The organism is Paenibacillus sp. 2003 (genome assembly GCF_031455635.1).
Lineage (GTDB): Bacteria > Bacillota > Bacilli > Paenibacillales > Paenibacillaceae > Paenibacillus > Paenibacillus amylolyticus_B.
In genome coordinates this window covers 1,316,659-1,341,926 of record NZ_JAVDTB010000001.1, presented here as the reverse complement: position 1 = coordinate 1,341,926, position 25,268 = coordinate 1,316,659, and the positions used below count along the sequence as shown (strand labels likewise).

Annotated in this window: 15 protein-coding genes; 5 read left to right on the top strand and 10 right to left on the bottom strand. The window is 45.0% G+C overall.

From position 1 onward, the window contains the following. Positions 1-11: 11 nt before the first annotated feature. Positions 12-3,749, bottom strand: a complete 3,738-nt coding sequence (locus tag J2X75_RS06045) for an alpha-L-arabinofuranosidase C-terminal domain-containing protein (protein WP_310335000.1) — start codon at positions 3,747-3,749, stop codon at positions 12-14. A 385-nt stretch (positions 3,750-4,134) separates the two neighbouring features. Between J2X75_RS06045 and abnB the strand changes: the two genes are divergently transcribed. Further along, a complete protein-coding gene (abnB, locus tag J2X75_RS06040; RefSeq protein ID WP_310334998.1) occupies positions 4,135-6,552 on the top strand; it encodes an arabinan endo-1,5-alpha-L-arabinosidase AbnB in 2,418 nt (805 codons plus the stop codon). Positions 6,553-6,683: 131 nt separating this feature from the next. Here the strand turns inward: abnB and J2X75_RS06035 are convergent, their stop codons facing one another. Next, positions 6,684-7,238, bottom strand: a complete 555-nt coding sequence (locus J2X75_RS06035; protein ID WP_310334996.1) for a helix-turn-helix domain-containing protein — start codon at positions 7,236-7,238, stop codon at positions 6,684-6,686. Positions 7,239-7,367: 129 nt separating this feature from the next. Here J2X75_RS06035 and J2X75_RS06030 point away from each other — a divergent pair, with 129 nt between their 5' ends. Beyond that, a complete protein-coding gene (locus tag J2X75_RS06030) occupies positions 7,368-7,949 on the top strand; it encodes a LysE family transporter (RefSeq protein ID WP_310334995.1) in 582 nt (193 codons plus the stop codon). Positions 7,950-8,001: 52 nt separating this feature from the next. On the opposite strand, the gene J2X75_RS06025 is transcribed toward J2X75_RS06030, so the two are convergent. Then, positions 8,002-8,979 (bottom strand): MBL fold metallo-hydrolase, encoded by a 978-nt coding sequence (locus J2X75_RS06025; RefSeq protein WP_091016640.1) that lies wholly within the window; start codon positions 8,977-8,979, stop codon positions 8,002-8,004. A 200-nt stretch (positions 8,980-9,179) separates the two neighbouring features. Between J2X75_RS06025 and J2X75_RS06020 the strand changes: the two genes are divergently transcribed. After that, entirely contained in the window at positions 9,180-10,157 is a 978-nt protein-coding gene (locus J2X75_RS06020; RefSeq protein WP_307536962.1) for an alpha/beta fold hydrolase, read from the top strand. A gap of 87 nt (positions 10,158-10,244) precedes the next feature. Here the strand turns inward: J2X75_RS06020 and J2X75_RS06015 are convergent, their stop codons facing one another. From J2X75_RS06015 to J2X75_RS06005, 3 genes are all read right to left on the bottom strand, one after another. Then, complete coding sequence (locus J2X75_RS06015; RefSeq protein WP_307536964.1) at positions 10,245-10,892, bottom strand: protein kinase family protein; 648 nt, start codon at positions 10,890-10,892, stop codon at positions 10,245-10,247. 310 nt (positions 10,893-11,202) lie between these two features. After that, positions 11,203-12,684, bottom strand: a complete 1,482-nt coding sequence (locus J2X75_RS06010) for a DHA2 family efflux MFS transporter permease subunit (RefSeq protein ID WP_307543165.1) — start codon at positions 12,682-12,684, stop codon at positions 11,203-11,205. 68 nt (positions 12,685-12,752) lie between these two features. Continuing rightward, the gene (locus J2X75_RS06005) at positions 12,753-13,340 is read right to left on the bottom strand and encodes a TetR/AcrR family transcriptional regulator (protein ID WP_074094904.1); all 588 of its coding nucleotides are present in this window, start codon (positions 13,338-13,340) and stop codon (positions 12,753-12,755) included. A gap of 260 nt (positions 13,341-13,600) precedes the next feature. Here J2X75_RS06005 and J2X75_RS06000 point away from each other — a divergent pair, with 260 nt between their 5' ends. Continuing rightward, positions 13,601-15,106 carry a right-handed parallel beta-helix repeat-containing protein gene (locus tag J2X75_RS06000; RefSeq protein WP_310334990.1) on the top strand — a complete coding sequence of 502 codons (1,506 nt, stop codon included), beginning with the start codon at positions 13,601-13,603 and terminating at the stop codon, positions 15,104-15,106. 303 nt (positions 15,107-15,409) lie between these two features. Here J2X75_RS06000 and J2X75_RS05995 read toward each other — a convergent pair whose 3' ends face one another. Both J2X75_RS05995 and J2X75_RS05990 read right to left on the bottom strand, forming a co-directional pair. Further along, positions 15,410-18,673: a bifunctional cytochrome P450/NADPH--P450 reductase gene (locus J2X75_RS05995; protein WP_310334988.1), complete on the bottom strand. Its 3,264-nt coding sequence runs from the start codon at positions 18,671-18,673 to the stop codon at positions 15,410-15,412. Between the two features lie 320 nt (positions 18,674-18,993). Beyond that, positions 18,994-19,914, bottom strand: a complete 921-nt coding sequence (locus J2X75_RS05990; protein WP_310336665.1) for an NAD(P)/FAD-dependent oxidoreductase — start codon at positions 19,912-19,914, stop codon at positions 18,994-18,996. Positions 19,915-20,376: 462 nt separating this feature from the next. Between J2X75_RS05990 and cyoE the strand changes: the two genes are divergently transcribed. Beyond that, positions 20,377-21,306, top strand: a complete 930-nt coding sequence (cyoE, locus tag J2X75_RS05985) for a heme o synthase (protein ID WP_036608378.1) — start codon at positions 20,377-20,379, stop codon at positions 21,304-21,306. A gap of 115 nt (positions 21,307-21,421) precedes the next feature. Here the strand turns inward: cyoE and J2X75_RS05980 are convergent, their stop codons facing one another. Together J2X75_RS05980 and J2X75_RS05975 are read right to left on the bottom strand one after the other, a co-directional pair. Then, entirely contained in the window at positions 21,422-23,191 is a 1,770-nt protein-coding gene (locus J2X75_RS05980) for an ABC transporter ATP-binding protein (protein WP_310334984.1), read from the bottom strand. Further along, complete coding sequence (locus tag J2X75_RS05975) at positions 23,188-24,933, bottom strand: ABC transporter ATP-binding protein (RefSeq protein WP_310334982.1); 1,746 nt, start codon at positions 24,931-24,933, stop codon at positions 23,188-23,190. The genes J2X75_RS05980 and J2X75_RS05975 overlap by 4 nt, the downstream gene beginning before the upstream one ends. Positions 24,934-25,268: the final 335 nt, after the last annotated feature.

Here is a 25,268-nt window from a genome sequence, read left to right as displayed (position 1 = left end):
TATATATTTGCTTACAGAAGATCCATAATAAGAACATTTACCGAATGAGCTGACAAACCAACGATCACTGATTCACCATTCAATTTTATCTCCTGTTCTTGGGGAATCACTTTCTCATCATTCTTCTGATTCACATTTGGAATATGCACCATATGATCTTCTCCCGTAAGCGTGATCAGTCTGGCTGAAGCATCAACCTTCAGATCCTGAAGGCAAATCCGGGTTGATTTATCTACACCATCTGCATTGACCAGTTTCACATACACATGACGTTCATCTTTCGTAACAGAGTGGAATACTTCCCGGTTGTAAGCTTCCAGCTTGTAATCCAGAACCTTGCTGATATTACGTCCGTCTGTATAGGAACAAATCAGATTTTTTCCTGTATCCCCACCATAGTTAACCGTGATTGTATAATCGGTCCCATTCTCGAGTGGTTCATAATTGGCCGCTCTCAGGTTACCTGCTGCCGAGCTGGATGAATAGTCTCCCAGTGTATAACCTTCAATCCCTTGTTTGTACACCTTCACGCCTGTTGCATTCCCGCCGTAACTGATTGCGTACTCAATGACATCCTTGTTCTCGGGCGAGATATCTGTCAGTCCCACGCCGATGTAAAAACCATCCTCACCTGAAATTCTTTCAGCCTCAACGTGAACTTTGTAGTTGCTCCATTCGTCATTCAGCAGGTATAATCCGTTCAGTCCACTTGTTTGTGCGCTCAAGATAAGCCCTTTCCCTTCGGTTAACGTGTATCCTTCCGATCCGGGAATCTGGTTCCATGCCTCACTAGGCTCTGTACGTTCCCTGAAATCTTCATCAAACATCAAACTGCCATCCACATTGGACGTGACCGTGACACGTTTCACCACAATGTCTGCATGACCTGTTGCAATTTCGATGCCGCCACGCGGAATGAGACTCAGCGGTTTGCCTTTGCTATAGGTGGAGAATGAAGTTTCAAGCACCTGATCCCCTACATATTTTGCAAAAAGCTGCTGTACATAATAATTCGGTGTATACCATACTGTTTCATCATCAAACCAGATGCAGTCTGGCGTCCAGCGATAGGTACCGTCCGTTAGTACTTTGTTGAACAATGGAGCATAGGCAGCCAAACGAACAACGTCTGCATTATTTTCAAATCCGGTCATGATCGCAGCTTCCGCAACCGCACCTGCCAGCGTGTTTTTGTCCGTGGAAGCATATTCTCCAACAAACACTTTGGATGTTTCTTTCCAATCGATACTTCCATCTTCATGATAAGCCCGGTCATAATAGTTGTATCGATCTACGTTATTCAGCAAATATTCATTGGAGCGGTAGTAGTGCTCATCTGCGATGGTGTCCATATAATTGTCCTGATTTTCATACCAGGTTACCGTCTCCTCAATCACCTCAGTACCATCGGCAAAAGCCACTTGAGTTGACCCGGTGAGGTTCCCGCTGAGGAATTTCCATCCTTCCTGGTACGCATTATCATCCGCCTGAGCACCAACCGTCGAGATAATGTGCAGCTCATGATCAGGATAGTTCTGTTTCATGTAGTCATCTATCGAACGTTTGAATACTTCGAAGTTGGCAAAAAACTCAGTGCCCCAGTTCTCATTACCTACGCCCAGATAACGAAGATCAAACGGTTCAGGATGTCCCATCTGGCTTCGTACCCCCGCCCATTCGTTGTGTTCAAAATCTGTACTGAGCGCAAAGTCGATCAGGTCTGTGAAGTTGCGGATATAATAATCCCTTAATGCGCCACCCGCAGGATGAGCATAATCCGAACGTGCCTGACATAACACACCGCAAGCCATCACTGGAACCGGAGCAGCATTCAGATCCTCCGCCAACTGGAAGTACTCCATATAACCAAGCCCCATCGTCATCATGTAACCCCAGACATTATAATTCTCTTTGCGCAGCTCAACTGGTCCTACAGAATCCTTCCAATCATATACGTTGTCCCATATGAAGGACCCTTCCGAGATACATCCTCCCGGAAAACGAAGGAACTTTGGATGCAGATCTGCGAGTGCCTGAATTAGATCTTTTCTCAATCGATAGTTCGGATTACCTGCGTAGTTGGCATGTGCTGTAGCGGATATTCCTTTTTCTGTCGGATCAGCCCCCCACACATTCTGAGGGACTAAGGACACCATATCAACGGAGATGTCACCTGCAAACGTAAGTGCCAGTTGACCAAGTGTAGTCTCCGTTCCGATCAGAGACAAACCGTATTTCTTCCATGTGTTCCCGCCTTCAACATGCAGCGTTACCGAATCACTGATGGAAGTGTCACTTCCATCCTGCAATTGAACAGTGATCGTTCCTGCCAATTCTGCTTTTGCCCATACGGTAAAGTCATATGATTCACCCTGCTTGATGGACATGGCACAATGCAGGTTAGAGTCTGAGAATCCACGATTCCGAATCGTTGCCCCATCCTGAACCGTGACATAATAAGCATTTACTTCAGGATCTTCCACGTTAAAGTGAACGTTTAGTCCATCCGTATGCTGCACGAGCATTTTATCCGTATCGCCTGACCAGGCAAACAAAGGCTCACGATTTCGACCTGTCGAACAACCACACTCTCCAGAGTCATGCGAGTATGTATCAAATGCAAAAGATTCAAATGATCGATTCTGAACAAGCTCCGCATAGATACCGCCATCTGCGGCGTTATTAATATCCTCATAGAACAAACCATACATCACTTCACTGATGTCAGCCACCTTCTGATCTCCATGGATGGTGACCGTATAAGGAGGAAGATGCGCAGGCACAACAGACACGTCAAAGTTTTGGCTCAGCTTACGATCACCTCTGTTCAGAAGCGCACGGAGCGTAACCTCTTGTGCTGATGTAATTGCCTGAACCTCTCCATTCTCGGACAGGACTTCCGGATTACTGGAACTCCACTGAACCGTCACTTTATCACCCAGCAAATGTGCAGGCAGTGACACATCTTTGGTGATAATTCGGTTGGGGAAGGACAAATACTTGTCTGCCGCAAGCTTCACAATCGCTTCATCTGTCAGTGATTCACACATTACTTCAATCACCTGATCCATGGTGAGCGCTGCCCCATAGATTCGAAAGTCGGACAACGAACCTGCAAAATCCACATCCGCTGCGTATTGGGAGCGTCCAATATAATTCTGGTTATAATTCTCAGGGTCCTTGAACGTATCAAACCATTTGCGCAGTTTGGCATAATTGCCACTGGACGTCTGACTGATCGAACCGTCTGCGGTCTTCTCCCCGTTCACATACACAATCGGACCTGCACTGCTGAGCGTCCCCCCTTGGCTGCCTGCCACGGAGAGTGCAATATGCATCCATTCACCGCTTGCAACTCCCCCACTTGGGTGAACGACCAGATTATCTCCGGCATATAACGTACCCAGAAGCTGACGTGTCAAAAATAAATACGGTCCCTTCTCCCCTTTACCAAAGTCAAAAATGCGTTCCCACACATTGGACCCCTTGCCCAGAAACACCCAAGTGGCAATCGTAACTCCTGTGTTATCGCTTACATCCCGAAGCAGATTCGAGGGTAGTTGCAGATAAGAAGTTCCATTCGCTCCCCCGTTGAAAGTCACCGCGGATCTTCCTTTCAACTCGGATACCACAGGTAGGATCTCACCTTTGGCTATACCATCATGTCCCTTACCGGAGCTGTCCTTCCCGATCTGACCGGCATCTTCGAACGTGTATTGTGCGATTAATTGATTTTGATATGTGCTCATGTTCTTACCTCCTATGTAGTTGGGAATTGTCGGTTCACGCTTTTGATTCGTATTAATATAAAATGATTGATAAATAGTTAAACACATTTCTTAAACGTAATAATATCGCATCATCAATCCCCATTTCAATCCTAAATTTGAGAAAGACAACTGGTTTATTTGAATGTAATGACCTTTATCGGCTCTTCCCGTCTCTTATTTATTTTTCATTTTACTCTTATAAACATTACATTTATGGTTTACAAACATATAAATCAATTGATAATATAACAAATGAAAGCGCTTGATATAATGAGATACTCAAAGGAGGTCTGCCGAACCTTTTATCGTGTGCTGCCAAGTATCGGTTGATTTTTCATTCCAGGGAATAGGAAAGGGGAAACGTATGAAACGTTATTGGGTTAAAGTACTTAACATTTCTGTGCTAAGCACCACTCTACTTACTGCAACAACTTTGGCACCGGTCTCGGTGTTCGCAAATGGTTCAGGGGCAACCGTGGCTAACTCGCAGACTTCCACCACACCTCTCGCAAATCCTGCTCCATCATTCAAAAATGTTTCCGTTCATGACCCATCTGTCATTAAGGTGGATGATACGTTTTATATTTTTGGTTCACACTTGCAAGTGGCCAAGTCTAAAGACTTTCTGAACTGGGATCTCGTCGCATCGGGTGTTACGGATAACAATCCTGTTGTCCCCAATGTAACCAAGGAATTCGCTGAAGCGCTGGAATGGGCGCAGACAGATACGTTATGGGCAGCAGATGTCATTCAATTGGCGGACGGCAAATTTTATATGTACTACAATGCTTGTAAAGGGGACTCTCCGCGATCAGCGCTTGGCATTGCTGTCGCGGACAATATCGAAGGCCCTTATAAGGATCAAGGCATTCTGTTGAAATCCGGCATGTGGGATCAGATCAGTGAGGATGGCACCATTTACGATGCAACGATCCATCCCAATGTGGTCGATCCTGATGTTTTTTATGATAAAAACGGCAAGTTATGGATGGTGTATGGCTCGTATTCCGGAGGGATTTTCATTCTGGAGATGGATGCAACGACAGGTAAACCACTGCCCAATCAAGGTTATGGCAAGAAGCTGACCGGAGGCAATCATAGTCGTATTGAAGCCCCTTATATGCTCTACAGTCCCGAAACCGATTATTATTATCTGTACCTGTCTTACGGTGGACTAGGTGCTGATGGAGGATACAACATTCGTGTTGCTCGCTCCCAATCACCGGACGGGCCTTTCCTCGATGCGGAAGGAATCGATATGATCAACGTTAAAGCGGACAAGGATAAACCGTTGTTTGATGATCGTTCTATTGAGCCTTTTGGAGTCAAATTGATGGGGAACTTCCTGTTCGAGAGACAGATCGGTGATCCGGGCACAGGCCTGGGTAGCGGCTATGTATCGCCAGGGCATAACTCTGCTTATTTTGATCCGGAGACTGGCAAACAATTTCTCATCTTCCATACCCGCTTTCCAGGGCGTGGCGAAGAGCATGAAGTTCGCGTACATGAGATGCATATGAATGCAGACGGTTGGCCCGTCGTTTCTCCATATCGCTATGCGGCTTTGGGAGAAGATACCACGCAGCTGACAACTCAGGAGATCGCTGGTCAGTACCAATGGGTGAATCATGGTAAGGACATCACAGCGGACATCAAGCCATCCCAGACTGTTCAGTTCACGGCAGATGGGCAGATTCATGGTGCCGTGACAGGAACATGGAGTCTTGGTGCAGACAACAAGGTTCAGATCACTTCGAATAACGTTGTGTACAAAGGCGTCTTCACACATGAATGGAACTCGGAATCTCAAAGTACGGTTCTGACCTTTAGCGCCCTCTCCTCCTCCGGGATTGCCATCTGGGGAAGTCAAGGTGTTGAACGGAGTGATCAAGACATTGTAGATGCAGTGAAAAAGGATCTGAACATTAGCAATACGGATTACGTGTTCTTCAATCTGTCTCTGCCTACCAAAGGAACAAGTGATGCAGACATTACGTGGAAAAGCTCCAATGCTTCGGCTCTATCCACTACAGGTGTAGTGCAGCGACCACGCGCTGGTAAGGGCGATGCCAAAGTGAAATTAACCGCCACGATTCGTAAAGGAACTGCGGTAAGCTCCAAAACGTTTAACGTTATCATTCCACAGCAAGCGGTAAGCCCATTGCTCGGGGAGTATACTTTTGAACACAAGAAACTTGGCAAAGTCGCACAGGATTACAGCAAAAACGAATATCACGGACAAGCCTTTAACGTGGTCAGTTCTGCTGCAAGTGGCAAAAATCAGGCTGCCACATTTAACGGAACCGACAGTTACATTCAGTTACCTGGACTCGTTACAGACACAACAGATTTCACGTTTAGCGCTTGGGTTAATTGGGATGGCGGCGGGCCCTGGCAGCGTATTTTCGACTTTGGAAATGGCTTGACGAGGCATATGTTCCTTACACCATCCCAGCATAATGGGGCATTACAATTCACCATTCATAATGAGGGACGGGATCAGAGCATCATTGCCGCAGATCCACTGCCTTCTAAAGAGTGGGTTCATGTTGCTGTAACCCTTCAGGGTGATGTGGGTACTCTGTATGTGAATGGTACATCGGTTGCAAGCAGCACTGAGATCACCTTTAACCCGAAAGATCTGCAGGTAACCGAAGCTTATGTAGGCAAGAGTCGTTATACGGCTGATCCGTTCTACAAAGGTAGCTTGGATAATGTAAAAGTATATGATAAAGCTTTAACAGCCAAGGAAATCCAGCGTCAGGCCAAAGAAAAGCCATAAGTTAGAGTCCTATCATAGGCGTTGGACTCCATAGCGAACAAACCTATAAAGCAGCCAATGTAGAACTGCATCCATTTGTTAGAGACGACTAACAGCGGTGTTGCAGTTCATTACATCAGGCTGCTTTATTGTCACTTCGAATAATGAATGACCATGTTTAATTTGTTTGTCTTAGCACCGGAGTTAACATAGGCGTGAGGCTTGTCCGCTCCAAAACGGATCGACTCCCCTGAACTCACCGTATATTCTTCCGTCCCTACCCGAATCGTAACTTCCCCTTCAAAGACCGTAATAAATTCTTCCGTACCTTCGATATGCGGTTCAGCATTCAACTCAGACTTAAGATCCATCTCCATCATATATATTTCAAAACGACGACCCTCTTCAAAAGGAAAATGCGGATAAATCCGAACCCTGCCCTCATCTTCCATCAATACTTGAATATCATCCCCCGTTACAACGGTAGTATCTGACTTTGGCTCGTGAATCAAAGCAGTGAAGGAGGTTTTCAGGCCATTAGCAATCTTCCATACGGTTGCAATGGATGGATTGGATTCACCACGTTCAATCTGACCAAGCATGGTCTTGCTAATACCAGACATTTCGGCGACCTTGTCCAGACTAAGTTTTCTTTGTTCCCTAAGCTGTTTGAGGTTCTGAGCAAGAATACTATTAATGTTTTTCAAAATCCATCCTCCTCATTTTATATTTATGTTGTGCTTTATAACGCACATATTGTACAATAATAAAGACCGTGCGCTACAACGTACATTTCAGGCCATTATATCACACAACTAAGAAAACGTGGAGGAACCATGAACATTATACCTTTAGTGACCTATGCAATTATTGCTTCATTTACACCCGGACCCAACAATATCATTTCCATGACGCATGCCAAAAATCAGGGGTTCCGCAAGACCCTTCCGTTTATCAGTGGAGTTGCAGCCGGCTGCCTGCTAATTATGTTTCTGTCCAGTTATTTCAACCTTATTCTTCATCAATATATTCCTAGGATCACACCCGTCTTAAACGTGTTAGGATGTGTGTACATGCTCTATCTGGCGCTCAAAATCATGCGAAGTAAACCTGCAGATTCGCAAGAAAACAAGGTCAATCATTATTCATTTCTATTTGGGTTCACCCTGCAATTCATCAATCCCAAAGTCATTTTGTATGGGCTTACTGTCATATCCGTTTTTGTTCTGCCTCTTGGGCAGTCCCATGTACAATTAATCGTATTTTCCTTGCTGCTCACCTTTATCGGCATTAGTGCCAATATGACCTGGGCATTCGGTGGTCTGTTATTCCAGAGCTTTCTATTGCGATACGAACGTCCAGTTAATATCGTCATGGGTATGTTGTTAATTTACAGTGCATTATCAATACTGATGTAAAATGCAATAGAAAAAGCGTCCACTCATTTGATGAGCTGAACGCTTTTATTTTTTATCCTAATTCCGGTCTCCACCATGGATGTGTAGGGTATTCCTCCGTATGAAGCACAACCTTCTCGCCGATTTTAGGTGTTGCAATCTTAACTTGCAAGGCATGTGCAGCCTTCGTAATCCGTTCAACCGGTTCATTCCAGGCATGATAGGCCAGCGTAAATGCGGCCCAATGAATCGGGATGAGCAACTTACCCCCTACATCCAAATGTGCTTGTACCGTTTCTTCCGGCATCATGTGAATGTTGGACCAACGCTCGTCATATTGCCCACATTCCATCAAGGTCAGGTCAAATGGACCGTATTTACTGCCAATTTCCTTGAAATGAGGACCGTATCCGCTGTCCCCACTAAAGAACACTTTTGTATGTTGTCCAGCGATAACCCACGAACACCATAAGGTAGAATTACGGTCGAATAATCCTCTGCCCGAGAAATGTCTTGCTGGCGTGCAAGCCAATGTTAGACCTTTGAACGATAACTCATCCCACCAGTTGTGCTCGGTAATCTGTTCCGAAGGCACACCCAGTTGAATCAGCCGACGACGGACGCCAAGCGGCACGATAAATCGCTTTGTTTTATCCTTCAATCTGCGAATGGAGTCATAATCCAGATGATCATAATGGTCATGCGATATAATGATTGCATCCAGCGTTGGGAAATCCTCCGGTTGAATTGGTAGATTGGTGCTGTAACGTTTGGTGCCCACCCAAGACACGGGGGATGGACGATTGCCCAGCATCGGATCAAAGAGCAACCTGTGCCCTTCAATTTCGAGTAAAAAAGCCGAATGTCCGAACCATGTAACCTGTGGATTATCGGATGCACTAAAGATTTCAGCGGGTTCACATATCTCCATAGGCATCGTGCCAGATGGCCTCCGCTCTACATTTCCACGCATGGAATCTCTCAATATACTGATCAGGGACTTGAAGTTCATGCCTGCTGATGTCGGGAGCTGATTTTCGTATTTTGTCATTGTACATACCTTCTGTTCTATATAATCAATCTAGGTTCAATATTTGGATGAGAACTATTCATATCGTAGCTATATATTAATTCATTGGCCGTTGATATTCAATTTTCGGCTAATTAAGATAGAATTAAGACTCTGTTTTCTCTCCTATAAGATTGGGCATATATGATAGAGAAAAATACATGGAGAGTATGTGAGAGAACATGAAGAAATGGCGTAAAAGATTAGTTAAGTTTTTGATATTTGACCTCGCGGTAATTCTGTTGCTTCTGGGTGCAGGCGTGATCTACCAACAAGTGGGTTTAAGGCAGGATGCCAAAATACTCGTACCCCCTGGAAAGCTGTACGAAGTCCATGGAGACAATATGCATCTATATACTGGTGGAGAAGGCGATGTAACAGTCGTGCTCGCCTCCGGCTGGGGTACCGCTAATCCTTATGTAGATTATTATCCATTATATGAAAAGCTTGCTCCCAACACAAAATTCGCTGTGTATGACCGATTTGGCTATGGATATAGTGATCAGACCGATAAGAAACGTGATGTCGATACCATAGCTGAAGAATTACACGAGTTGTTGCAGGTATCTGGACAGAAGCCACCTTATGTATTAGTTGGGCATTCGCTCGGCTCGCTGGAAACCATCCGTTTCGCACAAAAATACCCGGATCTCGTCAAGGGTATCGTCATGATTGATGGCGGAAGCCCCGAATATTATTCGAATGACGATGACTCTTTGGCAGACACAATTGGTGGTTTTGCGAATAAATTCCGTATCCACACCGGACTATTCCGCCTCTCCATGCAATCTGACTTGGTTGTCGAAACATCCAATGCCAATCGTAATGAACTGAAACTTGTACCCGACGATCTGAAAAAATTGGATACAACTGCGCTGTTGCACAACTATGGCAATGCAAACACGTTGGATGAATTACGTGAAATAGCTGAAAATGGCAAAGTGGTTGTAGATCACAAGCAAACCTTACCGTTTCCACTCACCATACTGACGGCTGATTACTTTGGTGCAAGTGAGCCCGAATGGGATAAAACACAAGTAGAATTCAAATCTTGGTCAGATGATTCGAAACAGGTAACCATTAAAGATACCGACCATTACATCCATCAATATCATCCTGACCTCGTTGCCGATGAAATATTGGCCCTGGTGAAGAAGTAACGTACACTCTACTAAAGTAGGGCTATGTTATATCATGAAAGAAACCCCAAAGATTCTCTAATATCTTTGGGGTTTTAAGTATGAGATTTATTGTGCTTTCGCCAGTCTTGGCCGTTGAGACCGGAAATCGCTGAAGGCTTGTTCAATTTCAGATGAGCTGAGCCGGTGACGGTAAAAGTACTGCTGCATCGCCTCCATTTCGGTTCGATCGCCATTGTAGATGTTATCAATTCTTCGAATGACTTGGTTATATAAGCTCTCACGTCTGGAGTTCACAGGCTCACACAACCAAAAGTTCGTTCTCTTCACATCACCTGTCTTGGTCCAGAGCAAATTCTCATATCGGATGACATCCCAGTCCCAATATCCAGCATGAATCTGCTGAAGTTCCGTCGTAAACATATCGTATATCAAGTTGGGAGGAATGTGTCCATATGTCACACGGTACTCTTTCAGTTTGTATGCTTCAATCCACTCTGTCAGGGTGTACTCACCTGGTGAATACGCATACAATTTAGGTGCATAAGAATTACTCTGCAATGCCCTAAGTGCTTCACTTTCCATCTCCCCATCCAATCTTGCACGTGAAGCATATACCTTGAGACAATAGTCTTGCAATCTATATGCAACCGAGCTATTACTAATAAGCGAAGCCTGTAGAGTGAGATGGCCATTTTTTTCGTAGTGCAACAGCATCTTTTCAATGTTATTGTCAATGGGATTGATGATGATCATAATGATGTCTCCTTGATTAAAAATAAAATATAAACCGTTTTCGAATTGGTTAAAAATTGTACTAATACATTCTATATTACCCTTTTATATTAGTATGAACATATACAATTTTGCCGGAACATGAAGTATTTGCTCTGAAATTCATTCTTTGAACCGCCATATTCCGGCTACATTTTTACTCTAAAGGCTGTAACCCGTTTCACGTCAACACCAAAAAAGATAGAATAAATATGCAAAAAAGCGATGCGTCCTTAGAGTTAAGGGACACATCGCTTTTTTGCATATTTAATTATTATTGTTAGTGAATGGATTAATGCATAGGACCTTGTTGTCCTGACGTTGATCCTACTTTGACCCGCTTCACGAAGAGTGAAGTAATCAGACCGATAATCGACAGAACCAATGCGAATACAAACGCATTCTGTACACCTGACGTGAAACCTGCCAGTTGATTTTCTGGACTTTCCGGATTCGCCACTCCGCTCAAAAAGCGGGATTGTCCTGCGCTCAGAATACTTACCGCAACAGCCGTACCGATCGCTCCGGATACCTGTTGCAACGTATTCATGATGGCAGTACCGTGAGGATAATACTCACGTGGCAATTGGTTCAGACCATTCGTCTGTGCAGGCATCATAATCATCGAGATTCCGACCATCATGAACACATGCAGCGTAATAATTTTGGCCAGTGTCGTTGTTGGTGTAATCCCAGTGTACATGAAGAGTACAACCGTCACGACAGCCAGACCAATAATCACAAGCCACTTCGGACCGAACTTGTCAAACAGTCGACCCATAACCGGAGACAGTAAACCATTCAGCAAACTGCCCGGCAATAGAACCAGTCCGGCAGTTAACGCTGTAACGGCCATACCTTGTTGCAGATACATTGGCAGGATCAGCATGGATGACAGCATCATCATCATACAGATGAATATCAGGATCAAGCCAATCGTAAACATCGGATATTTGAACGCTCGCAAATCCATCATTGGCTGTTTCATTCTCAACTGACGGATACTGAATAACAGTAAGGACAACACACCAATAACGAGAGTGGCAACAACGACCGGACTCGTCCAGCCTCCGCCAGTTTCCCCGTGTCCCCCTGCACTACTGAAGCCGTATACGATACCACCAAAACCAAGGGTAGAAAGGATAATGGACAGTACGTCAATTTTGGGCTTGGTCAATTTCGAAATATTCGGCAAGAACAACAAGCCGCATACCAGTGAGATCAGGAAGAACGGCAAGGAGATCCAGAAGATCCAATGCCAGCTCAGATTAGCCAGAATCAGACCGGAGATACTCGGACCGCTTGCTGGTGCAAACATGATAACCAAACCAATCAATCCCATGGCCGCTCCACGTTTTTCAATCGGGAAAATAACCAATATGGTGTTAAACATCAGTGGCAACAATAGCGCTGTACCTATCGCCTGTAGTACCCGTGCCACCAACAGAATTTCGAAACTAGGTGCAAGTGCAGCAACAAATGTTCCTGCAATGGAGAAAATCAGGGACGTTGTGAACAGCTGTCTGGTTGTAAACCATTGCAACAGCATACCGGATACCGGCACCAGGATTCCCAACACAAGCAAGTAACCTGTGGTTAACCATTGAATCGTTGTAGGTCCAACTTCAAGCAGACCCATAAGTGGTGTCAAAGCCACGTTTAATGCCGTTTCACCAAACAGACCTATAAAGCCGCTCAGCAGCATTGCGAACAAAATCGGAAATACCTTGTATTGCTTAGTTTCTTGTTGATTCTGTGCAGAATCAGCCTTCATGGAAACCTCCACGATCCCATCCTCCTCAAACGTATCGAACTTTCTTTTTCTCTGTCTCTTGCTATAACTTATTGAATCTGTTTGGCGTTCTTCGTCACAACCGACAAATACTCAGCAGCCGTCAGCAGAGGCTGTTTATCTTGATTTGTCAGGCTGATAATCAGTGCTCCCTCCATCAAAGAAATGATCAGAAGTGCCGTCTCCCGCGCCTTCTCTTCACCAACGCCATCCAGAATCAGATGTTTCTTAATGACATCCTGCCAATCTGCAAATACACCCTGACATGCAATACGCAACTGCTGACTAATACACGAAGTCTCCACAGCTGCCCAGAAGCTGAATGGCAGAAATCCGGTAAACCCTGCTGCTTCTGTTTCATGAGCCAAATCATGAATAAATCTCTGAATGGCATCCCCCGTATTGTCGTGGGCTGCAAATGTTTTCTCAAATGTCTGCAAGATTTGTTCATTGGCTTTTTGAATACACTCGTGCGCGAGCTCTTCCTTGCCTTGCGGGAAATAATGATACAACGACCCTTTCGGCGTACTACTCTCTTTGATGATCTGATTCAGACCGGTCGCATGATATCCTTGTGAAAAAAACAGTCTCGCTGCTGTGCTGACAATGGACTCTCTAGCATTAGACTTTTCACTCAACGAAAGCCACTTCCTTCAAATAATTATAACAATCGGTCTATATAATTAAACTCGTTCAGATAAGGACTGTCAATCATTTTTATTTCAAATTTTATTTGAAAGCATTTTCATATCAGAGTCATCGTAACATCCTCTTTTTTAATTATTACCTTTTATACATTTCATTCTGAGAAAGTAGGGAACTTTTCCCTGTCTTCGAATAAACATACATCAGTGCGAATCACACTTAATTTCGATTTTTGAGAAAAGGAGTGAGAAACTTGGCAATCCTGCTAACTGGACCTATTGATAATAGCCCCGTAAATGGGGTAAGGCCAACTCAGATCGTTTCCATTAAAGTTGAAAATCAGAATGCCATGAACGCCGCAACTATACTTGTCCAGGGATATTCATTAATTACAAGCAGAGCTTTATACGTAAGTGAGCAATTCACAATCTTACCCGGTGCTGTTGCTACACGAACTTATTTTGCCGATCTTAACAGTTTCGAATACGTTATTACAGTTACAGGAGCAACCCCTGAGGACATTTTGGTTTCTTTTTGGGGGAAAAACAGCGCAGGCTCTTTGGTTGCTGCTCACCGGCTCGTTTATTCCGAATTATTTGGCAGCGAGAATTTTAATGGAGCTACCGGGGCTACAGGAGCTACAGGCGCCACAGGTATTACCGGCTCTACAGGCGATACAGGAGTCACGGGCATTACAGGTATTACCGGCTCTACAGGCGATACAGGAGTCACGGGCATTACAGGATTTACAGGTGCTACGGGCATCAGTGGAATTACTGGGACGACAGGTGCCACGGGTGACACTGGCGCGACAGGTCCTACCGGGGCTACGGGCATTACCGGCTCCACTGGACTTACCGGAGTCACAGGCGCGACAGGAACCACGGGTGACACAGGACCATCTGGCGGTCCGGAGGGCCCTACCGGAGCTACAGGTGCGACGGGGACTACGGGCAATACAGGTGCCACTGGAACAACTGGCCTCGCTGGAGCAACTGGAGCGACTGGTGTTACTGGCACCACGGGTGCAACCGGAGCCACGGGCACAGTCCAGCCAAATCCTTTTGATGTATATGTTTTACAAGGCGCAGTGGGCGGAAATGGAACACAGGCCAGTCCTTTTGGAACGATTCAACAAGGTGTAACCGCGGTATCTCCAACAGGAACCGTTCATATCCTTGGTGGCACATACCCAATCACTGCGAACATTACCATTAATAAAGCAGGAATAACTCTAAAAGGCTATCCTAGTACAATCATCCTGTTACAAGCTGCTGTTATCCCTTTCACTATCATTGGAAGCGGAGTAATTGTAGACGGATTAACGATCACGAGTGATAATCCTTATGCTGTTGAGTTTATTCAATTAGGCGGAACCAACCACACCGTAATAAATAATACGATATTCGGTCCTCCTCAAGCTGGCCCTTCTTCAGGTTGGGTTGTCAATCGTGGTCTCGTGACTCAGACTGGAAATATGACTGGTTTGCTTGTACAAAATAATATTTTTTATTCCTTACGTCAGCCTGCCTACTTTAACCCTAATACGACTGGAGAAGTTATTAGCAATGTTGTTTATAATACCCGAGGATTTGTTAATGACCGGGCCGTCATGGTCTTCTCTGGGAATTCATGGGGCAGCCCGGTCAATGCGGTGGATATTGCACTGCTCGTAGGTACAATAACAGGGCCCCCTTTCGATCCGATTTCCGCCCTGAGCGCCAACAACAGTACAGCAACGATTCAGGATTCCAGATAAGAATCAATACTCGTTCTTACAAAGCGCCTAATCAAAACAGCCGCCGATTTGGATGTGGAACTCCAGATCGAACGGCTGTTTTTGGATGAGTAGAGCATTATTCCATTATTAATTAATAGGTTACATAACCTCCGTAGGTCACGGTCCATGTATAACCTGTCTGACCATCAACGGATTGTAGTGTAAGTTGTCCCCGATATGGATCAACATTATAACTTGCTGTCATCGGAATATCACCAAGCGTTGGAAATTGAGACTTAGGTAGAATGATTTGCCAAGTTATATACTTTTGTGCGTAAGGTACTACTTGTGTACTTTCTGGTAAACTACTGATTGAAGTTGAGAGGGTTCAACCGTTCGTTTACCTGCCCACACGTCTTGCACGTAGCGTCCTTCGGCCTGAAGCTGAATGAGCCAGTCTTTCGCTTGCTGCATCGTTGCTCCCTGCACCTCCTGATATGATTGCTGTAAAGTCTCTTCTACCGCAGGAGCCATCTGGCTTCCATCCCCGCATACGTAGAGTTTTCCTTTGTTCATCAGCATGTGAATCAACTGTTCGGAATCCTCCTTCATCAAATGCTGTACATACGTTTTGGGCTTGCCATCCGCACGAGAAAAAGCAGTGTGTAGCTTAACAATCCCTTCCCGTTCGAAATGCTCAAGCTCCTGACGATATATGAAATCTGAATCATTCCTGCACCCAAAGAACAAATGCGCTTCACTCAGTGGCAAACCTCTCTGTTTCATGACCGATCTCGCCTGGAGGAAACCTCTGAACGGTGCGACCCCCGTCCCCGGTCCCACCATGATCATGGGTACGTCAGTCTCTTTCGGCAAATAAAATTCGGATTCCGGCGTACGTACAAACATCAGAATACGTTCTCCGGATGGACAACCGGCAAGGTACGATGAAGCAACTCCCTGGTATTCGCCTTTGCCACTCCATGCAGGCTCTCTTACTACCGATACCGTTATGCTCGCTTGCTCGGTATTCAGGCTTGGCGAGCTGGATATTGAATAATATCTGGGCTTAAGCGGAGGCAATAGTTCAAGGAATCTTTCGAATGGCAGCTCACACGCCTCATACTTTTCTAGCAGGTCCAACATCGTGATTCGATTGGCAAGAATATAATCCTTGTAGCTGTTTTCATCCAACATGCCTTCCAGTTCACGCTTATGAGGTGGACATACCGTATGATTAGCTAACTCCTGCAACTGTGTACTGGAAACTGGTGTCTGCAATTCCACACAATGAGCGAGCAGCTCATGAATCTTGACGGGTCTGTTCAGTGGAAGGTGTGTAAGATGGCTGACGTCCGAAGTTAATTGGATCTGAATATCCCCACTTAGTCCGAACCGACTGAGTATCCGATCCACATTCTGCTTCTGATTGCTAGGCAACACACCGAGATGGTCGCCTTCTCTATAACTCGTACCATCAGGCAGTAACACCTCGATGTGACGCGTGCTTCTTCCACTTCCCAGCGCCTGAAGCTCTTCATTGACTACAATCGTGGCATAGCTTGCATCAAAAGTTCGTGCAAGTGGCATATCCATTTCCTCACTTACAAACTCCATTTGAAGTCTGCTTGTGCTTGGCTTGGAGGATTTGATTGCTTCCTCGTTAATCCCCAAGACACTCAACACCTGAGGCCACAACATATGCTGCCACGCCTCGACTTGTTTCTCCATATCACCTCCGGCATCGGCTTCACCGCGGGATAACAGTCTTTTACCTCCCAATCCTTCAAGCTTCTCATCCATCAAACGAGGAATACTCTGGTACGTTCCCGACCAGCTTCGATCTCCACAGCCCAGAACGGCATAGTTTACATCCCTTGCTTCCTCTGACTCTGCTCCCTTCAACCAGTCTACAAATGCCGTAGCATTTTGCGGAGGTTTACCGTTATACGAAGCAGTGACGATGAGAACGACACCTTGGCGAGGTATGCGGCCAACCCACTCATTCAGAGTGGCTGCTTCACTTGGGATTCCATACAAACGCCCTTTCTCCACAAGCTCTCGGGCAATGCCTTCTGCCGTTCCCAGATTGGAACCATATAACACCAGGAGCGAAGGGTTACCATCTGCTTCAACGGCCAGGATTTCTCCCCTCCGGCTGTCACTTGCTATATTTTTATGAACAACAGGAGCAGGTTTCTCTTCCACGGATACGGTAGATTTATTCATCTTTTGTGACACCTTGCGCTCTTTCACCTGGATCCGGAAGTCTCCCGGCTTCAATGTCAGTGTCTGTTTGACATCCAACTCATAGTTGCTATAATCGATCAGCTCAAAATGTTTGAGGACCATGCCAAGCACAAGTGTTGCTTCATATAAAGCAAACTGCATTCCGATACACGCTCTCTCCCCATTACCAAAAGGTTTATACGCATGATGAGGCACTTTTGCCGTATCTTCAAATCGCTCCGGACGGAAAAGTTCCGCATCCTCTCCCCAGGCCTCTTTATCACGGTGAAGCTGAGGCAGAAGAATACTGCAACTCTCCCCTTTTTTCAAGGGATATTTGCCACCTATGACGGTGTCTTCTTTGGCACAAACGTCAAATCCCGGGGCGGTTGGGTATAGACGGAGCGACTCACTGAGAATCATGCGAATATAAGAAAGCTGAAGAATTTCCTCGTACTGCGGTGAGTCACTGACCATGATCCGATCTACCTCGTCATACGCTTTTTGAAGTGATTCCGGATTTTTCAATAAAAAATATAGGGCAAAAGATAACAAACCACTCGTCGTTTCATGTCCGGCAATGAGAAAAGTAATAATCTGATAACGGATGTTCTCATCATCCAGCGTCTCTCCGGTTTCCGGATCTTTGCCATTCAGCATACGTGCAAGCAAGTCCACCTCACCAGGTTCTGAACTCGCTTTACGTTCCTCAATAATCTGATCTACCAGAGAGAACATTGTCTGTATATCGTCCTGGAACTGCCGTCTGGTTTTGACCATCAGCAGGTTTTGAATTTTCAAACGCGAACTCTTATGCATGGCTTCATTCAATGCCCGAACCATGCTTTCAATAAAAGGGCTGTGGTCCTGTCTGTAAAAACTGTTAAAGCGATAATTGAATCCACATAGTCCAATGGTATCCAACGTAAGGCGTGTCATATCATCGGCAACATCAATCGTATCGTTGGAATTGAGACGTGCCCACTTGTTAATTAACTGTTCGGCAATATCAACCATCATGGGATGATAACCCTTCATGGCCTGTTTGCTGAAGGTGGGCAGCAGAATGTTATGGGCCTTTTTCCAGTTGGGCTCCGTTGTTCTGCTTGTAAATAAACCATCGCCTCCAAAGGCACGTACGCTTTCGAGTTCATTGTATACATATTTGTCAAAACGGGACACATCACATAACTCAGCGACAAGATCTGGTCCAGATACGATTAAACCGGAAAAACCGGGAGCAGTAAATCGATATATGGGCCCATGCTGTTCGGCAAGTACTCCAAGAGAAAGCGTTGGTTTCTCTTTATCAATCAGGGGCAGGTTTCCAAGTGGTCCATACGTTCTCGGTTGTGGAATGTAAGTTGCATCACTCATGATGATCACCTCTTAACTGTACGTCGTGGAGCAAGGTATTCGTTAGCCATATGATGGCTGCTCTGCTTTCACTCATAAGTGATCTCTCCTTTAATGATTTTATAAATGATAGAAATATGTATCATTTGATAAAATGATAAACCATAATTGATTTAATATCAAATTTCTCCCGGCTTTATTACTTTCATTTGAATTGTTCAACGTTTAGCCTGAAAACAACAAGTAGAGGATTGCATATGCAATCCCCTACTGTATGAACCAATGACGCTATGGTTCTATTGTTTCTATTGGTTCTGTAACGCTTATTCATATAATCTAATCTAATGCAGACTTGGCTCATCCCATTTCTCGAAATTCAATTCATTATTAATGCTTACCGCAGACAATGCCCCCAGAGACGCAGCCATGATTGCCTGATACAACTCGGATGCTGCATCACCAGCACTGTATACACCCGCTACGGATGTTTTGCCGGTAGCATCAACGATAACCGTTCCTGACTCTGTAATTTCACAACCGATGGCCTTCGGCAGTTCTGACCCGGTAAACAGTTTCGGTTGGAAGAAAACTCCTGTGCATGGAATCGCTGTACCGTCATTTAGTACAACTTGCTGTACCATCCCTTCTTCAGAGTTAATGGATTGAATCGGTACATCGAATACAGTAACATGATGCTGCTTAAGCTCTTCACGCTGCTCATCAGTTAAGGAATCTGATCCATTCGTACAGATCGTATAACGTTCTGTCCAGCCGGATATGACTTTTGCCATATGTAATGCCTTATCTCCACTAACGATGATGACCAGCGATTGGTCTCTTAACTCCCATCCATCACAATATGGACACACAAACGCACTTTTACCGTAAACCTCTGTTAATCCGTTAATATCCAAGGGAAGGTCTTTCTTACCTACCGCAAACAAAATCTTTTTCGTGCGATAACTTGCCCCCTGAGTAGTCTTGATTACAAAATCACCATCGTTACCTGTTATCGCTGTTGCCGTATCGGATGCAAATTGAACTGAGGGATACGCTGCAATCTGTTCTTTGGCTGCTTTGCGGAATTCACGTGGACTAGCCCCATCTCTTGTCACAAACCCATGAGTCTCCCTTGTTACCCAGTTTCGCGGTGTCTCATCATCGATGACCACAACGTTCTTACGGGCCCTGCCGAGTACTAGGGCTGCATTAAGCCCCGCTGGTCCTCCACCAATAATAAGTACATCCAAGAGTTGATTCATATTACTCATATTATTCACCCTTTCCAGACATTTAATATCTCTAATTAAGTTTTAAAAATAACCTCCGCTTTCTCTTAAGAAAGTAATATCGGAGAATTACAGGAACACATTCAAACAAGACTATTAAAGATATCTTATATCTACAATAATCAAAACCCAACCATTTTGCAACATATATCTTTAACTACTTTCTTCAATCCAGCCTGTGTGAGTTGAATAAAAGATTATTTACACTTACACTACAATGACAGAACAAACTTTAAATCACTGTTATACCCTGATTTTTCGATTCTCTCCTGTAACACAGAAATAATTATTTAACAATTAAAAAAAACCTTGTTTTTAAATTGTTCACAATCAAATGACATTATTTTAAATACTAAAACGTTAATTAAATCACATAGTGTATTGAATGGTATAATAGCGACATAATATATAAGTATAGATATAGGAAGTGAGTTCTTGAAAACATTGAATAATGGTTCACAGACCAATATCAGCCTGGAGTATAGCTCGATTCCGAAAGTATTCTTCGATACGATCAAAATCGGAATCATCAAGTCCAACCTGATCGCCATGTTTGCGGGTTTAAGTTTGGCTTTATATGTATTTGATGCTTCAATCTTAGCTAATATTGTACCAATCATCCTTTCCTTTATTGGGTCTTCTCTCATTATTGGAGCTGCAGGGGTGTTTAACAACTTGTATGATCGTGATATCGATGCGATCATGGAACGTACGAAGAAACGTCCTACCGTTACGGGACGCGTAGATACCAAGTCGGGTCTAATTCTCGGTATTGCAATCACTATCATTGGGGGCATCATGTTGTACATCGCTTCCCCATCCGCTGCTGTATTTGGTATTTTGGGTCTGTTGCTTTACGTGTTCCCTTACACGATGTGGACCAAACGTACAACGATCTACAACACGGAAGTGGGAAGTCTTTCGGGTGCAGTGCCTCCGCTCATCGGTTGGGCAGCCATTTCACCGGAACTGGGTCATTTCGAGATCTGGGCATTGGTCGTTACGATGCTCTTATGGCAAATGCCTCACTTCTACGGGATTGCGATTCGTCGATTTGACGAATACAAAGCTGCTGGTGTTCCCATGCTACCCGTTGTTAAAGGTATTAGACGGACATACATTCAGACAAATGTGTATCTGGTACTGTTACTGATCTCCAGCTTTTTGTTCTGGCCGATGAGTCCATTTGTCGCTATTGTGGCATTTCTGGTTAGCTTGGCCTGGCTCATTCTTAGTGTGGCTACCTTTGATAAGAAAGAAACAGAGAAATGGTCCAAACGGATGTTTATCTTCTCCATTAACCATATCACTATTATCTTCCTGGTCATCATTGCGTATTCCTTGATTGCTCAAATGATGAGATAAAAATATTCCATCGTTCCACTCGTTATAACGATAAAAGCCTTACAGACTGTACTCTTTAAAGGAGTCGTCTGTAAGGCTTTTTTGCTTTCTTATTATCTTTTCTAAATTTTTAAAGTTATCCGACTTTGGCGGGGGTTTGCTCCCCTTGCCACAGTAACTGCATCTCTTCATTGGTGGCAAGCAATTCGGCCAAACTTCCCTCGGCTTCAATGCGTCCATCTTTCATCACGATAATGTGATCTGCTTTGGAAAGTGCTGCCCTGCGGTGAGAAACTGCGATGCAGGTGACATCCGGCTCTTGGAAAAGCCCTTCCCATACTTGTTGTTCTGTCTCCACATCCAGTGCACTGGACAGGTCATCAAAGATAAACAGGTCCGCCTCCGTCATTAACATGCGTCCTGTGGCCGCGCGCTGAATCTGCCCGCCTGACAGCATCACCCCTCTGGGACCAACCGGGGTCTCAAGCCCCTGATCCAGATGTTTGATATCCTTCTCCATCACAGCCAGACGAATGGCTTTTTCAAGGGCTTGCTCGGTGTTACCCTGTTTGCCCTGGACGATATTTTCTTTCAACGTATCACTGAACAATCTTGGCACTTGTGGGGTATACGCTGCTCTAGGCGGCATCAGGAATGTGGCCGGATCAACAGCTTCTCCATTCCAGTGAATGTCCCCTTTTTGCTTGGGTAACAGTCCAAGAAGTGTGCGTACAAGCGTTGATTTACCTGACCCGATCCGTCCCGTAATAACAAGAAATTGTCCACGTTTCAGACGGAAACTTATTTCTTCTATGCCATTTGCAGAATTCGGATATTGATAAGTCAGCTTATTCACCTCAAGAGATTGCAACTTCTCCTTAGGGTCCCTCTGTTCACTTACAAGCTCCGGCGGATCTTCATACAGATAGATTTCCCTCGAATCCATGATCTGATCTTCTTCCCCTGGACGGAATAGCTTACGCATACGATCATAGGATACCTTGAGCCTTTTGTGCTGAAACACCATATAACCAAACAGTGAAATGCTAAATCCGATATTAGCCAGATAACTCGTGAATAAGGCAAAATCACCTACGGTAAAATTCCCTGCTTTCATCTCGGCTGCACACATCAGTAGAATCAGTCCGGTACAAATACTTAACACATGCTGATTCATTGATCTCATCCACTGCTTAAACAGATTGTCCCGGAGTGCAGCCTGACGACGATCCTCATTCAACTGGTTAAAACGTGAAGAGACATTCTCTTCGGCCTGACCCAGTTTCAGGGCTTGCACTGCTCCAAACGTTTCCGCAATAAAACTGGTAATTCGCCCAGTCGCTTCACGATTAACCTGTGCATACTTTCGAGCCCGATTTCCGGACAGGTTGTTAAGTAAGGTCACGACCACCAATGGCAGCACGGCAACCAATGTGATCTGCCAATTAATGTTAGCCATAATGACGATGGACACAACAGCAAATACAAGTCGTCCCCAGAAGTCCACCCATGATTCTACATACTCGACGACTTCATCGACATCATCCCGAAAGCGACTCATCGCCTCCCCTGGTGAAGCCGGAAGATTACGCCCAGGCCAGCGCATGATCGCTGCGAGCATGTTGGTTCGCAAAATCGCCTGAACATGATACAGATACGTAACCCATGCATAGAAGGCTACAAAAAATGTGCCCACCCGTGCCATTCGGACCAAAGCAATAAAGATAAGCGGCACAGCAAGCCACATGTAGTCATTTGACCCCACTGTTGTGCGATCAAAAAGCCATTGCATTCCAATACCAATGGCTAGCGGCAAGGAGTGAAATATACACCATAACAATCCGTTGATTACAAATAACAAAGGCCTGAATCGAAACAAACGGCCTATAAATCCTGCTACAGTCATGCCAATTCCTCCTCTCGGCCTGTAATGAGCAGTCTGGCATAGTGAGATGCCGGGTTACTGGCAAGTTCTTCTCTCGCTCCAAATTCCAGTACCTTCCCATCACCGAGCACCATAATCCGGTCAACTTTCTCCAGCGTAGCCAGTCGGTGAGCAATGATGACTCCTGTGGATTGTTTCATTAACTGGTCAATTGCAGATTGCAGCATACCTTCGGTCGCAGCATCTAGACGTGACGACGGCTCATCCAGAATAACCAGACTCGGTTCGGTCAGGAATACGCGGGTTAAGGCAAATAACTGTGCTTCCCCTGCCGACAATGAAGCTCCACCTGCAGCCAGATACGTATCAAGTCCTTCTGGTTGTGAATTAATCCATTGGCTAAGTCCAAGGCGATCCGTCGTCTCCTTGATCATCTGATCGGATACATCCCCATTGAACAGGGTCAGATTGTCACGCAGCGTGCCATCAAACAATTGCACATCCTGTGTCACCATGCCAACGCGGCGATAGAGCGCTTGTAACGAAAGCTTTGTGATATCCGTTCCGCCTACACAGATCGTCCCCCGATCCAGATTGTACAGGCGGAGAAGAACACGACTAAGACTCGATTTACCGCTACCTGTGCGACCGATGATTCCCATACGTTCACCAGGCTTAAGGGCAAAAGTAATGTCCTGCAATACCGGTTTATCCTGGTTATAACTGAAGTGTACCTGACTGAATTCCAGACCAAGAGGTCCTTCCGGCAATTGCTCCTCTGTACCCTCTTCAATCACACTTTGCATGGACAACAGCTCTCTGGAGCGCAGCATGCCTGATTTTGCTTTTTGGAACTCCTGTACCTGATCTCCAAGCATCTCAATCGGATCATTCAGCATCTGCGTATATTGGTAGATCAGAAATAACGTTCCGATACTAATTAGACCTTCCATATAGTAATGCACACCCAACAAAAGCACCGCAGTGACCGCCAGAGCGAACAGAACTACAGTGGTATTCCACGGAATAACCCGTAGCAGCCAGGCTTTTCTCCCCTTACGGAATACCGTGCGCATCGTGCGGTAAAAGCGGTTCATCACATAGGGCACATGACCATTTGCTTGCACATCTTCTATCCCGGCAATGCGTTCTTCAATTAATCCGAACAGAGAGGCACTTGCCGCCCGTTCATTTTTGGAAGAGTCCACGCCTAGATTTCGGATGAACACCATGAACAGGATCGATAACAATGTGAACACGGTCATAACCAAAGCAATAGGTACGTTGACGCTGAACATGAACCCGAGAATCCCGGCCAGCAGTACAAAACTCCCGATCACTTGCACAATGAACATCGCGAAAAAATTGGAGATACTCGTTACGTCACCATCCACACGTTCAATCATCTCTCCAGGTGTTTTCACATTATGAAAACGCATATCAAGACGCAGGCAGTGCTTCAGCAGATCTCCGCGCAGTTGATTCGTGGCCCGCCAGGCCACGTCGTTCCCCAAATAACTGACCGCTACCGTGATGAGTTGATTAAACACGGCAACAACCAGAAATATTCCTGCGAGCTGAACAAGATTGGTGAGGACTCCCCCACTTGCTGCTGTATCAATAAATCGTTTGATAATCTGTGGATTCAAAAGCTGAAGCCCCGTTGATGTGAGCAACATGATCAAAAGTAAGGCCAGCCGTCCTTTAACGGGTTTCAGATAACGCAGCAGCCATGACATGGAGCGTTTCTCTGTTTTGGGCACAGGTCCCACCTCTTTATCGGTTTATTTAATTGTTCTTGCCTATTCATATTTGTTGATGATCTTAACGACAGCAAATTTGCGATCACTAGGATGAGTCATACATAATGACATTAAAATCGGGATTTCCCGCCCATAATTGATATGTAGAACGTAAGTTGACCATTGTACATTCTCCTTTTTAAGAAGTTAGTTTTTTATAAAATAACGCTCCAAACGCTCCTTCCATGTGAACAAATTGGGTGGAATGCATGCAAAAAAGCCATAGATGAACTAATGTTCATCTACAGCTTGTAGCCAAAAGAGATCGAATGAAATGCAAAGCATTTCCCGTATCT

Coding starts and splice junctions, on each gene's coding strand:
- J2X75_RS06045 (WP_310335000.1), bottom strand. CDS start 3,749: ATGAGCACATATCAAAATCAATTAATCGCACAATACACGTTCGAAGAT.
- abnB (WP_310334998.1), top strand. CDS start 4,135: ATGAAACGTTATTGGGTTAAAGTACTTAACATTTCTGTGCTAAGCACC.
- J2X75_RS06030 (WP_310334995.1), top strand. CDS start 7,368: ATGAACATTATACCTTTAGTGACCTATGCAATTATTGCTTCATTTACA.
- J2X75_RS06025 (WP_091016640.1), bottom strand. CDS start 8,979: ATGACAAAATACGAAAATCAGCTCCCGACATCAGCAGGCATGAACTTC.
- J2X75_RS06020 (WP_307536962.1), top strand. CDS start 9,180: ATGAAGAAATGGCGTAAAAGATTAGTTAAGTTTTTGATATTTGACCTC.
- J2X75_RS06015 (WP_307536964.1), bottom strand. CDS start 10,892: ATGATCATCATCAATCCCATTGACAATAACATTGAAAAGATGCTGTTG.
- J2X75_RS06010 (WP_307543165.1), bottom strand. CDS start 12,684: ATGAAGGCTGATTCTGCACAGAATCAACAAGAAACTAAGCAATACAAG.
- J2X75_RS05995 (WP_310334988.1), bottom strand. CDS start 18,673: ATGAGTGATGCAACTTACATTCCACAACCGAGAACGTATGGACCACTT.
- J2X75_RS05990 (WP_310336665.1), bottom strand. CDS start 19,914: ATGAATCAACTCTTGGATGTACTTATTATTGGTGGAGGACCAGCGGGG.
- J2X75_RS05980 (WP_310334984.1), bottom strand. CDS start 23,191: ATGACTGTAGCAGGATTTATAGGCCGTTTGTTTCGATTCAGGCCTTTG.